Here is a 13,893-nt window from a genome sequence, read left to right on the forward strand (position 1 = left end):
CGGCGGGGGCCGGGGTGCCCGGTGCTCAACTCGTGAGCAGCGTCCAGGGCGTGGGCCGCGCCAGGGCCAGCCGCGGCCGGCGCGCGGCCCAGTGCCGGACGGCCGCGGCCATCACCGCCGCCGGATCGCGCACGGTCCGGGTCGGCACGAACGGCTCGCCCATGCTCGTGTAGCTCTGGAACATCGCGAGCAGTTGCACCGCCCGGTGCTGGAACGGCGACAAGTACCGTTCCGCCAGCGGGAGGAAGAACCGGTCCCAGGTCTCGGACGGGACGACGGGCGGCCGTTCGACCGGCGGCTGCCCATGCCGGGCGCGGCACTCGTCGAGGGTGTCGCAGATGACGTCGAGCAGCTCGCCCAGCCGCAGGCTGCCGGCCCCGCCGGCGATCACCTCGGTCCGCGGCGAGCCCGGCGGGGCGGACAGCGCGGTATGCACCACCGCGTCGGCGACCTCGTCCACCGGGCTGATCTCCGCGTAGCCCGCCGGATCGCCCACCACGACCGCCGCCAGCCCGGAGACCAGTGCTTGCAGCAGCGTGTAGGGGCCGGAGAAGCGGGAGATGGCCCCGGTGCCGCGGCGGCCGACGATCAGCGGCGGCCGGACGATCGTCAGCGGCCCGCGGTGCTCCCCGCGCGCGATGTCCTCGCACACGGCCTTGGACCACTCGTAGCCGTTGCGGTAGCCGTCGAACTCCGCGCCCCGCAGGTCCGCCGGCGCCCGCGTGCCGCCGACGTAGGCGGTCGAGAGGTGCACGAGGTGCGTGTCGCGGTCCGCCAGGGCGAGTACGGCGCGCAGCGGACCGATGTTCGCGGCCACCGCCTCGTCGCGGGTGAGCGTCCACCGGGTGTCCGCCGCCGCGTGCACGATGACGTCCCAGTGGCGGGACAGGACGGCGGGCGGCGGTTCGGCCCCCATGTCCCAGCGGGTCACGGAGGTGTCCTGGGCGCGCCGGGCCACCCGCGTGTGGGGGACGGCGCCGAACCGTGCGGCGATTTCGGTGCCGACCACTCCGGTGGCGCCGGTGAGGAGAATGCGCATGTCAGCCTTTCTGCTCGCGGGCACGGAACGGCCGAACCGATCCGCCGGTGGAGCGGTCAGGGGGCGGGGCGAAGGACCAGACAGGCGTTCTGCCCGCCGAAACCGAACGAGTTGGACAGCACCGGCCGCCGCGCCACCTGGCGCGGCGCGCCCAGCACCACGTCCAGCGCCCCCACGTCCGGAGTGGACGCGGTGGTGGCGACCGGCGGCACCACGCCGCGCGCCGCGCACAGCAGGGCGACGAGCGCCTCCACCGCGCCCGAGCCGCCGATCAGATGCCCGGTGACGCCCTTCACCGCCGTCACCGGCGGCGACTGCGGGCCGAAGCAGCGCTCCACGGCGACCGCTTCGGCCAGGTCGTTGAGCACCGTGGAGGTGCCGTGCGCGTTGATGTGCCCGATCCCGGCGGGCGTGAGACGGGCGTCGGCGATGGCCAGCCGCATGCACTCGGCCGCCATGGCGCCCTGCGGGTCGGGCGCCACGGCATGGGCACCGTCGCAGGTGGTGGCGTATCCGGCGACCTCGCCGTAGATGCGCGCGCCCCGGCGCCGCGCCAGGTCCCAGCGCTCCAGAACGAGCACGGCGGCGCCCTCGCCCATCACGAATCCGTCGCGGTCGGCATCGAACGGCCGACTGGCCAGCTCGGGCGCCTCGTTGCGCACCGACAGGGCCCGCATCCGGGCGAAGCCGCTCACGATGACCTTCGTGACGGCCGCGTCCACGCCGCCGGTGAGCGCCACGTCCAGCTCGCCGTCCCGGATGCGCCGCGCCGCCTCGCCGATGGCGTTCGTCCCGCTCGCGCAGGCCGTCGCGTACGTCATGCACGAACCGCGGAGCCCGTAGCGCATCGCGAGGCGGCAGGCCGGCGAGTTCGCCATGCTCTTCGGCACCGTGTGCACCGGCATGCCCATGGGCCGCTCCCCGTGGCCGTACACGACCTCCTCCATGCCCGGCAGGCCGCCGATGCCCGTACCGATGTGCACGCCCGCCCGGTGCCCAGGACCGCGGACGGCCCCGCCCGCCCCGGCGACGGCGTCGTCGGCCGCGCACAGCAGCAGCGCCGTCGCCCGGTCGATCTGCCGCGCCTCGCGGCGCCCGATGTACGGCGCCAGGTCGAACTCCGGCACTGTGCAGGCGAACCGCACCGGCAGCCCCGCCTCGGCGAGACCCGGCACGACCGCCGCCGTCGGCCGGGCGTGGAGCACCCGGCGGAACACGTCCTCCGGGTCGTTGCCGGCCGGGCATTTGACGCCCATGCCGGTGACGGCGACCCGGACCCGCCGCCCCGTCACTCGGGCCGCTCCAGCCGGTCGGCCAGCAGGTCGATGGCCTGGCCCACGGTCGCGGCCCCGGTCAGGTCGCTCACCGGGATGCCCACGCGCAGCGCGGTTTCCAGGCGGGCGCCGATGTCCATCAACTCCAGGCTGTCGATGTCGAAGTCGCCCTTCAGATCGGTCGTCTCGTGGATGTCCTCCGGCTCCGTGCCCAGCACGTCGGAAACGGTCTCCCGGACGATGCGGGCCAGTTCCCCACGGTCGGGGACGGGGGCACCTGTCATGTCGTCTCCCGGATGGGTCCGCGGCTCCCGGCCGCCGAGAGGGCCGCGTCGAGCATGAGCGCGGCCTGCGCGATGTCCGCCTCGGTGGCGACCAGCGGGGGCAGCAGCCGCACGGTGGTGGGCCGGCCGAGGCAGGGCGACACCAGCAGCCCGGCGCCCGCCAGTTCGGTCACGACCGTGCCGGCGGCCCGTGCGTCGGCGAAGTCGACGCCGCGCAGCAGGCCCCGCCCCCGCACGCCGGTCACCACGTCGGGGTGCCGCCGCGCCAACGCGGCCAGCGCCACCTCCAGCGCGGCGGCCAGCGCCCGCCCGTGCCCGGCCAGTTCCTCGATCGCGGTGAGCGCGGCGGGCAGCGCCGCGCAGCCGAGCGGATGTCCGCCGAAGGTCGCCGAGTGCAGGAACGGATCGGCGGCGAGCGGCGCGTACAGCTCTTCGGTGCAGACCACCGCCGACAGCGGCACCACGCCGCCGCCCAGCGGCTTGCCGACCAGCACCGCGTCCACGGGCAGCCCTTCGGCGACGGCCACCGAACGCTCCCCGCACCGCCGCAGGCCGCACTGGATCTCGTCCGCGATCACGAACGCGCCCGCGCGCCCCGCGTCCTCGCACCACTGGCGCAGTACGTCCACCGGCAGGACCGCGGCGCCGTTCTCGCCCTGCACCGGCTCGAACACCACCGCGGCGACCTGGCCGGCCGCGGTGGCGCGCGCCACCGCTCCGGCGTCATCCGGCGCCACGTGCACGACATCGATCAGGGCCCCGCGCAGCCCGGCGCGGTACAGCGGGCTGTGCGTGAGGGCCAGGGCGCCGAGCGACTTGCCGTGGAAGCCGCCGCGCACGGCGATGACGCGGCCCCGGCCGGTGGCGACGCGGGCGAGCTTGACGGCGACCTCGACGGCGTCGGAACCGTTCAGCCCGAAGCAGACTTTGGTCAAGGACGGGCAGAAGTGGCCGGCCAGCGCGGCGGCGGCGCGGGCCGTCACCGGATTGGCGAGGCTGCGGGTGGACACCGGCATCCGGTCGAGCTGGTCGCGCACCGCCGCGACGACGGCCGGGTGGCGGTGCCCGAGCAGGGTGACGGCGTAAGCGCCGAAGTCGAGCACCTCGCGCCCGTCCGACAGCATGACCCGGCACCCGTCCGCCGACACCTCCACCGCGCCCCGGCCGGCGAACGACCCGGTCAGTGCGAGCCCGGGCGACAGGTGGCGGCGGATCAGGTCGAAGGTCTCGCGGGCCGCGTCCGGGCGGGCCGCGTCCGGAAAGGCGCCGGCGGCCGGCGGCCCGTTCACCCGTCCCCGCCGTGGTCGGCGGTGGTCAGCCGGGCCTGGAGGGCGGCGAGCATCTGCGCGGCGTTCTCCCGCAGGGCGTCGGCGGCCACCGGGTTGAGCATGTCGGCGAGCAGCGGGATACCGATGTCGAAGTCGACGTGGAGCGACACCAGGCTGCCGCCACCTGGCCCGGGGCGGACGCCCCAGTGCCCGGTGAACGCGCCGAGGTCGCCGCTGACCTGCCGGAAGTCGAAGCGGCGGGCGACGGGGTCGATCACCTCGTCCTCCGTCCACCGCAGCACGGACCCTTGCAGGCGCACCGACCAGGCGGTGGTGCGGTGCCGCTCGTCCCGCCGCCCGGTGACCGTGACGGCCTCGACGCTGTCCATACAAGCGGGGTACGACTCCACGTCCACCACGGCCGCCCACGCGGCCTCGGGCGGTGCGGTGATGGGCAGATCCACTTCTACTCGGGGCATGGGTCTTGCCTGCTTTCCTGGTGGTGCGGGCGGGGCTCGGCGGGCCCGTGCGGACCGAGGGCGTCGGCCCGTGCACGGGCGAGGGCGGGCGGCAGGAAGCGACGGAGCAGCACGCGGGGCAGCGGGCGCAGGTGCGTGATGGCATGGTGCTGTTCGATCAGGTCACAGCCGAACTCGACCTTGGGCGTGTACGCGGTCTGCGCGAAGCGGATGTGGCGGCAGCCCGCCCGGAGGGCCAGCCGGATCGCCGCATAGTGGACGTTGTGGTACAGCCGCGCGTCATGGGCGAGCGCGTAGTCGAGGCCGATCCTGGCCCCGGTGGCGCCCGCGCCGTGGAACAGGCACAGCAGGAAGGCGACGAGACGGTCGCCCTCGAAGCAGGCGACGAGCCGGGTGCGCAGGCCGCCCTCGGGGCGCAGCGCGGTGAGGAAGGCGGCGTCGATCTCGTCCAGCGTCTGATCCGCCCGGTCCATCACCTGCCGGTACAGCGCCAGGATCTGCGGAACGAGGTGGCTGAAGCTCTCCAGGACTTCCATGCGCAGCCCGGGACGCCCCGCGAACTTGCGGATCTTGCTACGGGCGTTGCGCCGGGGCTTGGCGGGGAGGGCCGCGAGGTAGTCGTCGAACGACCGGTACGGCAGGCGCAGTTCGGTATCGGGCAGGCTGGGGAGAACGAGGAATCCGGCCTGCCGCAAGGCAGCCCCCAGGGGCGCGAGCTCCGCGGCGGCGAAGTCCTTGAACACCACCGTGCGCAGCCGCCTGGCCCGTGCGAACTCCAGGACGGCGGCGACGAGCAGACGTCCCACGTCCGGATTGCCGCGCTCCGGACCGAGGATGTGCCCCTGGCCGAGCAGGTGCCCGCAGAACAGCGTCGGGAGCCGCAGCAGCCGGGGCAGCCCCCGGGCCGCCGGGGCGAGGAGGCGCCGTTCGCGCGGGCCGACGATGCGGTCCAGCCGCAGCCCGCCGAACAGGCACAGCGGCAGCACGGCGACGGTCCTGGACGCCCGGCGCACCACCAGGTAGGCGTAGCCGTCCGGGCCGATCGAGCCCCGTTCCATCGCGGTGAAGACGGCGCGGGACCACAGCGGGTCGTCGGCCGGGGCCAGGCGGCGCCACAGCGCGTCGGGGATGGCGTCGATGCCGGGCAGTACGTCGACGGCGTGCGGGCCACGCGGCTCCGTCGGTTCCATAGGCTCCATCGCGTCAGCCGATGCGCAGGGGGGAGCCGTGCAGGAAGTCCCGCAGCGGGCCGCCCATGCGGGCCCGCGAGGGCGGATGGAACGTCAGTCCCGCCGCGGCCGACGCCAGGTAGGTGCCCTCCGGCGAACCGATGAACGCCATCCCGCCCAGCGCGGCCAGGCACGCGCTGGTGGTCCGGGCGATGGCGTCCTGCGCCGCGTAGCGGGCGGACAGGGCGCTGACCAGCAGCGCGTCCGTCCACTCCACCGTCTCCATCGCGCGCGCGACGGCCTCCACCGCGAGCATGGCGGCGTCGAGGCCCACCGTGAACGCCGCCGGGTCCGCCGGGCCCCCGCCCGGCGCGGTCATGACCCGCTCGACCAGCGCGCCGGCGACGCCCACGTACGCGGCGGTCACCAGCAGTTCGAACCACAGGAAGCCCGCGACGTTCAGCGCGTCGGGCACGGCGTCCGCGGTGACCTCGGTGAGGATCACCATGTGCGGGTCCAGCTCCACGCCGCGCAGCACGACCTCGTCGCTCTCGGCGCCCGCCAGGACCGGCGTGCGCCAGAACGGCCGCACCTCGATCCCCGGGGTGTCGGCGGGCACGACGGCGACGGCCAGCCGCGCGACGCCGTCCTCGCCCGGCATGGCGACGGACGCGGTCAGCAGGTCCATCGAACGGGAGAGGCTGCACGGCTTCTTGCTGCCGTTGAGCACGACGCGGCCGTCCGGGCGCCGTTCGGCGGTGATGTGGGGCCGCAGAATGTTCTGTCCGGTGGTGCCCTCGGCGAAGCCGGACGCCAGCAGCAGGCGTTCCTTCGCGATACGGGCCAGCAGCGGCCCCTCCACGCCGGTGCCGTCGTGGGCCGCGCGCACCAGGGGGGCGACGGACAGGTGGTGCATGGTGGTCGCCACGGCCAGCGAGGGGCAGCGGGCGCCCAGGGCCCGCTGGACGCGCACGGCCTCCAGCGGCGTGGCGCCGAGCCCGGCGTACTCCTCGGGCACCAGGAGGCCGGTGCCGCCCGCCGCACGGAACGCCTCGATGGCCGGACTCGGCGCGCTCTCCAGCACGTCCAGCGGGAAGCGGGCGAGGGACGCGTCGAGACCGGGCAACAGCCTGTCGAGAGTGGAACGTTCGCCTTGCATGAACCTCATGGACACTCCCTTCGGGGAACGGCCGCGCGGCCCCGCTAGCCGACGGCGGCGAGCGGCAGCCGGGCGAACGCGCGCAGGCTGACGGACTTGCGCCGCACCGGCTCGCCCGCCGGCGCCAGCCGGGGGAAACGGCTCACGATCCGCTCCAGCAGCTCGGCCCCCTCGGCACGTGCCAGGGCGGCACCGAGGCAGTAGTGCGGGCCGGCGCTGAAGCTGAGCACCTTGATGTCGGTGCGCAGGACGGCGAAGGTGTCGGGGTCGGGGTGGCGGGCGGGGTCACGGTTCCCCGCGGTGAGGACGGCGGTCACATTGCCGCCCTCGGGAATCGGCACACCGCCCACCTCGACGGGGCGGGCCGCGATGCGCTCCGTCATACGGACGGGGGTGTCCCAGCGCAGGGTCTCCTCGACGGCACCGGCGGCCGCGCCCGGCCGCTTGGCGAGGAGACGCCACTGCTCGGGGTGCGACAGGAGGGCGTGGACGGCGAGGCCCAGCAGATGCGCGGTCGTCTCGAACCCGGCGACCAGCACCAGGAGCAGGGTGTCCACCAGCTCGTCCGCCGACAGCCGCCCGTCGTCGACGTCCCGGACGGCGAGCAGGGTGGACGTCAGATCGTCGGCCGGCCGTGCCCGCCGCCTGCGGACGAGATCGGCGAAGTAGGTGCGGAGCGCGACGACGGCTTCGTCCGCGCGCCGCCAGTCCTCCTGGGTGCGCACGGGCTCCAGCAGGCGGCCGGCGTCATGTCCGAGCCGGTCGAAGTCCCCGCGCTCCTGCGGCGGCACACCGATGAGGTGGCTGACCACGGCGATGGGCAGCGGGTAGCCGACCAGCTCCTGGAAGTCGGCCGGTCCGCCGTCCGCCGTGGCGTCGGCGAAGCGGTCGAGCAGCTCGTCGACGATGCCCCGGACGGCCGGAAGCAGCGCCGAGATCCGGCGGGCACCGAACCCGCCGCCGATCAGGCGGCGGACTCGGCTGTGCTCGGCCCCGTTCGTCCGGAGCAGGGATGAGTAGAAGAATTCCGCGGCGGGATGCTCGCGCCAATCGGGAAATGCATGGGAGCACCATTCGCGGTCGGGGACACGAAATGCGGAATTGGTCAGCACGGCATGGCAATCGGCGAATCGCGTGAGGAAATAGGTGTCCAGTCCGGCGTGGTGATACACCGGTACGCTGCTCCGCAGGGCAGCAAACGCCGGATGGGGATTATCCCTGCCGTCCGGGTCGAGGATCGAGAGAATTAGCGATTCCGGGTCCGGCATCTTACCCTCCCCGAGCAGTGCGCTCCCGGCACATATTATCCACCGGCCGGGCGACCTGACCATACGGCAAAGAGGGAAAGTGGCGGGCACTGAAGAAGAAATGTAATCGGATTACCTGACGACGGCGCCCCGGACCAGCGCCGCCGCTTTCAGGCTCCGGGGTCGATCGTGATGCGGAGGCCGTTGCCGCGGGCTTCCCCGAACGTGAGGACCGCGCCGGTGGACGGCTCGGTCCATGATGTGCCCGGCTGGAACGGGGCGTCGTCGAGCGCGTCGGCCGAGCCGGGTGTCGCGTCCACGACCTGGACGGGGCCGTGGCCGGTCCGCACGCCGGTGTCGACGGTGTGGACGAGGGCGCCCGGGGCCAGGATCTCCCGGTCGTATCCGATGGCCTGACGGTTCTCGACCACGACGGCTCGCGTCTCCGAGACGGGCAGTACCACCATCGCGTCGGCGGTGGGCCTGCCGGTCGTCGACTCCTCGACCGGGACGATGGTCGCGGTCGTGCGCGCGTCGAGCGGTGCGCAGACCACCTGCCTGTCGGCGAGCCAGCCGAGCTGCCAGCGGTGCCAGGCGAGGAACTCGGGCGCCTGCCCGGAGATCAGGCCCATCAGGTCCCAACCGCCCACGGCCGCGTGCCAGTTCTCCGGGTCGTCCTCCGGCGCCTCGAAGAGGTAGAGGTCGGGCAGCCCCAGCGAGTGCCCGGTCTCGTGGGCGAGTACCAGGCCGCCCCACCGCCACTGGTCGTAGCCGAAGGTGACCGCGTGCGTGAGGTGGTTCCCGTCGGCCGTGACGTCGAGGTGGTTGGTGGTGGGCGAGTAGCTGATGCTCTCGGCCTCCTCGGTGGCGACCACCCAGACCACGTCGGTGTCCGAGAAGTCGAAGTCCGCGTCGGCGGCCTCGATCGCGTCACCGATGTACCGGACGTGGTCCTCGTAGCTCAGGCCCCGCTCGAACGGGTACGAGGTCGATGGCTCGGGCATGCGGACCCAGCCGTCGGAGTTCGTGACCTCGATGTCGAGCGCACCGCCCGAGACGTTTTCGAGGTACTCGACCCCGGAGCGCAGGTTCGACTCCGCCTTGAGCAGCGATCCGCGAGGGGCGGGGTGGTCCTCGAAGTCGACGAAGAGCATCGCCGCGTTGAGCGTCCCGACGGCGGGCAGCGCCTGGTCGTCGACGGGGAAGCCGGAGCCCAGATCGCCGGTCGCGGCCGGGAGCTTGCACTGCGCAGCGCCCGGAGCGGGTGCCGCGTGGGCACGCTCGGCGGTGGCCGGTGCCGCCGCGACGCCGGTGACGAGGAGGGCCGCGATCGCTATGAAGGCGCTGCGTCGTTCGTTCAACGTTCTCTCCCCTGCTCCTTGATGACGCATCATGAGGATGTCACGTGTGATATTGCACATTGCACATCGAGTCTGTAAACCCTCCGCACACGATCAGCTTCCGGCCCGCGGGGGCGGGGTCACCGGTGGCTCAGCACGTTGACCACCCGGCCGTTGGGGTCACGGACGAAGAAGCGGCGCACGCCCCACTCCTCGTCCCGCAGGGAGTGCACGATCTCCGCGCCGCTCTCCCGCATCGCCGTGTGGACCGCGTCCACGTCGTCCACCTCGACGCTCACATCGGGCACGACCGGCGCGGTCTCGTCGTGGCTCATGAACGTGATCTGCGCCGTGGGGTTGCCGGGGGCGGCGAGTGTCAGGACCCAGCCGTGGTTCATGACCTCCTCGAACCCCATAAGACCGTAGAAGTCCCGGCTCTCCTCCATGGCGTCCGTTCGGATATCGGGCACGACCCGGCGGATGGACATGAGCGGCTCCTGCTGATCGAGGCGGCTGTAGGCGTCGTCGATTCTTTCCGCAGGGGCGCCGCGGCGCACTCCCCCACGCCGCACGTGCGGGGACGTCAGCGGGCCAGGCGGTCCATCACGTCGACGACCGGGGCGGGGTCGGGCGGGCCGATATGCGAGGCGTCGAAGTCGTGGACGGCGAAGGGGTTGCCCGGCGTGCGTTCGTCCGCCTCCCTGATCATCCGTTTCTGCAACTCGGGGGTGATCATCCGGTCCCGGCCGAAGAGGAAGTACGAGCGCGGGATGCGGCCCCAGCGGTGCGCGGTGCCGACCGCCGGGTCCAGCGTCACCCGGACCGACTCGTCGGTCTGGAGGTCGCCGATGATGGTGCGGAACGCGGCGTCCGAGTGGTCGGCGCAGATCATCTCCTTGAAGACGTCGAGGTCGTGCGCGTCTCCGGTGCGCCAGTTCATGCGGATCACGCCGAGTTCTTCCAGGTCCCCGATCATCTGGGCATCGGGGCTGACCGCCGAGGCGGCCTCGGGCGATGACATGCAGTCGGTCAGGGTCGGCATGGCGGGCGAGGGGCAGAACGACGCCATGTAGGCGATGTGATCGATCAGTTCGGGCACGGCTTCCGCGACCCGGCTGACCGACAGGCCGCCCATGCTGTGCCCGATCAGCACCACGCGGCCGTGCCGGGCGGCGCGGCGGACCGCCCGCGTCACGTTCCGTTCGAAGTCGTCCAGGGTCACGTCGGCCAGGGGCGACGGCTCCGTGGCCATCGCCGCGAGGTCCTGACGCTGGTAGGACTCCGGAACGAACGCGCCGGCGCCGTGGTACGGCTGGTCGACGGCGATGGCACGGTGCCCGCGCAACTGGAGTTCGCGGGCGAACGGCGCCCAGAAGACACCGCCGCTGTGGGTGCCGTGGACCAGGACGAAGGTGGTCGGGCGCCGGTCGCGGCCCCGGTCCTGGGCGCCGTCACCGGCGCCGGCGATGCCGGCCCCCGCACCGGCGGACAGCACGGCCGCGCCGCCGGCCAGCCCGGCGCTCCGCAGCCACGCCCGCCGGCCGAAGCCGCCGGACTTCTCCGTCTTCCGCACGTTCTCGTTACCCTGAGTCGCCATGGCCACGACGTTACGGAGCGCCGTCGGCCGCGTCAGGGACGCTGAACACCGGATCGGGGGTGCACGTGGCGCCACCGCCGGGGGTTCCTCCAGCCGCCCGTCACGGGCTCCGCGAGGAGCGGTCCTGGACCTGCGGCAGGGTGAGGGTGAACACCGCGCCGCCTTCGGGCGCGTTGGCGGCCGTGAGGGTACCGCCGTGCAGACGGGCGTTCTCGGCCGCGATGGCCAGGCCGAGTCCGCTGCCTTCGCTGCGGGTGCGGGCCGCGTCGCCTTTGGTGAACCGGTCGAAGACGTGCGGCAGTACCTCGGCCGGGATGCCAGGACCGTCGTCGGCGACGGTGAGGGTGAGCGCGTCGGCGCCGGGCCGGACGTGCACGCGCACCCGCGCCGCCGGTCCGCCGTGGCGCAGCGCGTTGCCGATGAGGTTGGCGAGGATGACGTCGACGCGTCGGGGGTCGAGGCGGGCACGCGGCCCCCGTTCGGGCACGTCGGTGTCGACCCGGTCCTGCCAGTGGCGAAGGGCCAGGGTCTTGCGCAGGAGTTCGCCGATGTCGATGTCGTCGGGGTGCAGGCGGGCGGCCCCGGCGTCGAAGCGGGAGATCTCCATGAGGTCTTCGACCATGTGGGCGAGTTTGCGTGTCTCGTCGGCGACCAGCGTCAGCGCCTCCGAGGTCTCCGGGGCGAGGCGGCCCGATGCGGCGTCCTCGTCGAGGACGCCGGTCACGGCGGTCATCGCCGCCAGGGGCGTGCGCAGTTCGTGGGAGACGTCGGCGGCGAACCGGCGGGCCTTGGTCTCCATGTCCCGCAGCGTCTGGGCGTCCGCCTGAAGGGTGGCGGCCATCGTGTTGAAGGTACGGCCTAGGTCGGCGAGTTCGTCGCCGCCGGTGACGTGAATGCGGGTGTCCAGGGCGCCCTCGGCCATGTCCTCGGCCGCGGAACGCAGTTGCCGCACCGGTCGCAGGACACGGCGGGCGGCCAGCAGGGCGGGCACGGCGGCGGCGAGCACGACGGGCAGGGCACCGGCGCGTGCGGCGGCGACGAGCGAGGCGACGTCCTGCTGCTCGGCGGCGAGGGAAAAGGCGGCGTAGACCACCAGGCCGGACGGCTCGGAGGGGTGGTCGGCGGAGGTGACGGGCAGGGCGATGGCGAGCCAGGGCCGGTCGTCGTGGTGGAAGCGCTGGGCCAGGGCGGTCGTGGCCGAGGAGGCGGCCGCCGGCAGCTCCGCGGGAAGGGCCGGCGCCGGGGGGCCGGCGGTGATCAGCGGGCCGTCGCGGTAGACGGCGGCGGTACGCCAGTCACGCGCGCCCGCGGAACGGTCCAGCTGAAGGGTGAGGGCGCGCAGGTCCGCCTCGGCGGGCCGGGCCGGCAAGTCGGGTGCGAGGGCGCCGACCTGGGTGCGCAGATCGTGCACGGCGCTGTCCTGCGCCCGGTCCAGGATGGCCGAACGCGCCTGCCGGAAGGTGAGAGCGGCGGTGGTGAGGGCGCTGAGAGCGGACACCAGGAGGAAGCCGACGACGAGCCGGGTGCCCAGGCCACGGAGCGACAGACGGCGGGGGAACAGGCCGCGGAGCGACAGACGGGGGAGGCTCGGGCGCCGTCTCACAGCGGGCCGAATCGGTAGCCGAAGCCCCGCACGGTCTGCACGTAGCGGGGGCGGCGCGGATTGTCCTCGGTCTTCGCGCGCAGCCGCATCACGCACGCGTCCACCAGGCGGGCATCACCGTAGTAGCTGTGTTCCCACACCTGTTCCAGGAGCTGCTGGCGGCTGAAGGTCCGCTCCGGGGAGGCCGAGAGGAACAGCAGCAGTTTGAGTTCCGAGGGGGCCAGCGCGAGGTCTTCGCCGCCCTTGGCCACGCGCAGAGCGGCGCGGTCGATCGCCAGATCGCCGTAGGTGGTGTGCTCGGCGAGGGCGGGGGCGTCGGGTGGGGCGGGCGCGACGCGGCGCAGCACCGCACGGATGCGGGCCTCGATGACTTCGCCACTGGCCGGTTTGACGACGTAGTCGTCGGCGCCGGCCTCAAGGCCCACCACGACGTCGACGTCGTCACCGCGTGCGGAGAGGATCACGAGGGGCACCTGGCTGGTCTCGCGAATCCGCCGGCACACCTCAAGGCCGCTGATGCCGGGCAGCATCAGGTCGAGCAGCACGATCTCCGGGGCGGACGCGGCCAGTGCGTCCAAGCCGTCCTCCCCCGTGCCGACCGCCTCGATCTCGTGGCCGCGCCGCCGCAGCGCCAGCGAGACACCGCGCCGCACGGCGGGATCGTCCTCGATCAGCAGGACCCGCGTCATGAAGACGGCCTCCTCTCTTCCCAGTTGGTTCTTCCCGGCCGGCTTTTCTCCGCCGGTTGATCTCCGCCGGCTCTTCCCGGCCAGTTCGTCAGTGTCGGTTCGTTCCCGGGCGCCCCGGCCTACCGGGAGGCGGTGCGCCCGCGCGGGGCGGCCGTGCCGGTCTCGTCACACATGACCTCCCAGGGGTCCGCCGCCAGGCCCGACTCGTGGACGCGCACCACCACGTCCACCGGTGCGTTCGCCCCGGGGACCCCCGGTGCCGCGGCGGCCGTGCACACCAGCTGGCTCACTGCCACGCTGTCCAACTCGGCCACCAGCCACGGCAGGTACAGGTCGACCGTGCCCGGCGACGCCCGCGCGCTGACCTCGTGGGAACCCGCGGGCAGTGCCGTGTCGAGCCCGCGCGCCCGCTCGGCGGCGGTGGGCCCGCCGAGCAGGGCGTTCAGCGCCTGCTGCGGTCCCGCGTCGGCGGGCGCCGGGCGCGTCGCGGGCCAGGCCCCCTGCGGCGTGACGAAGTACACCCGCAGCAGCTCCGACCCCTCGACCGTCAGCCCTCCCGCGGCCGGCGCACCCGCCGCCACAGGCCCGGTGTCGGAGACGCCGCAACCGGCCAGCGCCGCGGCGGCCGTGAGCAGGGCGGACGCGAGGACCGGCAGCCCGGACCGGTGCCGCGCCGTTCGCCCGGTGGCGTGCTTGTCCCTCATGCGCCCAGTCTCCCTCGCCCCGGGTGCGGCCCCCGGGCGTC

Annotated in this window: 14 protein-coding genes; all 14 read right to left on the reverse strand. The window is 73.8% G+C overall.

Annotated elements, in window-relative coordinates; genetic code table 11:
* Positions 1 to 25: 25 nt before the first annotated feature.
* The 14 genes from STBA_RS11970 to STBA_RS12035 all read right to left on the reverse strand — a co-directional run bounded on the left by STBA_RS11970 (position 26) and on the right by STBA_RS12035 (position 13,852).
* Positions 26 to 1,039 carry an SDR family oxidoreductase gene (locus STBA_RS11970; RefSeq protein ID WP_077059239.1) on the reverse strand — a complete coding sequence of 338 codons (1,014 nt, stop codon included), beginning with the start codon at positions 1,037 to 1,039 and terminating at the stop codon, positions 26 to 28.
* A gap of 56 nt (positions 1,040 to 1,095) precedes the next feature.
* Positions 1,096 to 2,331, reverse strand: coding sequence for a beta-ketoacyl-[acyl-carrier-protein] synthase family protein (locus tag STBA_RS11975; RefSeq protein ID WP_077059240.1), 1,236 nt, complete (start codon positions 2,329 to 2,331; stop codon positions 1,096 to 1,098).
* Positions 2,328 to 2,597 (reverse strand): acyl carrier protein, encoded by a 270-nt coding sequence (locus tag STBA_RS11980; RefSeq protein ID WP_077059241.1) that lies wholly within the window; start codon positions 2,595 to 2,597, stop codon positions 2,328 to 2,330. Before STBA_RS11980 ends, STBA_RS11975 begins: the two co-directional genes overlap by 4 nt.
* A complete protein-coding gene (locus STBA_RS11985; RefSeq protein ID WP_077059242.1) occupies positions 2,594 to 3,886 on the reverse strand; it encodes an aspartate aminotransferase family protein in 1,293 nt (430 codons plus the stop codon). The genes STBA_RS11980 and STBA_RS11985 overlap by 4 nt, the downstream gene beginning before the upstream one ends.
* Positions 3,883 to 4,344: an SRPBCC family protein gene (locus STBA_RS11990; protein WP_077059243.1), complete on the reverse strand. Its 462-nt coding sequence runs from the start codon at positions 4,342 to 4,344 to the stop codon at positions 3,883 to 3,885. Before STBA_RS11990 ends, STBA_RS11985 begins: the two co-directional genes overlap by 4 nt.
* A complete protein-coding gene (locus STBA_RS11995; RefSeq protein ID WP_079251867.1) occupies positions 4,332 to 5,534 on the reverse strand; it encodes a GNAT family N-acetyltransferase in 1,203 nt (400 codons plus the stop codon). The genes STBA_RS11990 and STBA_RS11995 overlap by 13 nt, the downstream gene beginning before the upstream one ends.
* Before the next feature lie 13 nt (positions 5,535 to 5,547).
* Positions 5,548 to 6,681 carry an acyl-CoA dehydrogenase family protein gene (locus STBA_RS12000; protein WP_077059245.1) on the reverse strand — a complete coding sequence of 378 codons (1,134 nt, stop codon included), beginning with the start codon at positions 6,679 to 6,681 and terminating at the stop codon, positions 5,548 to 5,550.
* Positions 6,682 to 6,716: 35 nt separating this feature from the next.
* Positions 6,717 to 7,940, reverse strand: coding sequence for a cytochrome P450 (locus tag STBA_RS12005; protein WP_077059246.1), 1,224 nt, complete (start codon positions 7,938 to 7,940; stop codon positions 6,717 to 6,719).
* Between the two features lie 149 nt (positions 7,941 to 8,089).
* Positions 8,090 to 9,280: a M6 family metalloprotease domain-containing protein gene (locus tag STBA_RS12010; protein ID WP_077059247.1), complete on the reverse strand. Its 1,191-nt coding sequence runs from the start codon at positions 9,278 to 9,280 to the stop codon at positions 8,090 to 8,092.
* A 119-nt stretch (positions 9,281 to 9,399) separates the two neighbouring features.
* Complete coding sequence (locus tag STBA_RS12015; protein WP_077059248.1) at positions 9,400 to 9,747, reverse strand: VOC family protein; 348 nt, start codon at positions 9,745 to 9,747, stop codon at positions 9,400 to 9,402.
* 95 nt (positions 9,748 to 9,842) lie between these two features.
* Entirely contained in the window at positions 9,843 to 10,856 is a 1,014-nt protein-coding gene (locus tag STBA_RS12020; protein WP_077059249.1) for an alpha/beta hydrolase family protein, read from the reverse strand.
* A 100-nt stretch (positions 10,857 to 10,956) separates the two neighbouring features.
* On the reverse strand, positions 10,957 to 12,459 hold the full coding sequence (locus tag STBA_RS12025; protein ID WP_253194673.1) for a HAMP domain-containing sensor histidine kinase: 1,503 nt from the start codon (positions 12,457 to 12,459) through the stop codon (positions 10,957 to 10,959).
* Positions 12,456 to 13,148, reverse strand: a complete 693-nt coding sequence (locus STBA_RS12030; protein ID WP_077059250.1) for a response regulator transcription factor — start codon at positions 13,146 to 13,148, stop codon at positions 12,456 to 12,458. Before STBA_RS12030 ends, STBA_RS12025 begins: the two co-directional genes overlap by 4 nt.
* A 119-nt stretch (positions 13,149 to 13,267) precedes the next feature.
* Positions 13,268 to 13,852 carry a GerMN domain-containing protein gene (locus STBA_RS12035; protein ID WP_077059251.1) on the reverse strand — a complete coding sequence of 195 codons (585 nt, stop codon included), beginning with the start codon at positions 13,850 to 13,852 and terminating at the stop codon, positions 13,268 to 13,270.
* Positions 13,853 to 13,893 lie beyond the last annotated feature (41 nt).

The sequence above is a fragment of the Streptomyces sp. MP131-18 genome (assembly GCF_001984575.1).
Taxonomy (GTDB): Bacteria; Actinomycetota; Actinomycetes; order Streptomycetales; family Streptomycetaceae; genus Streptomyces; species Streptomyces johnsoniae.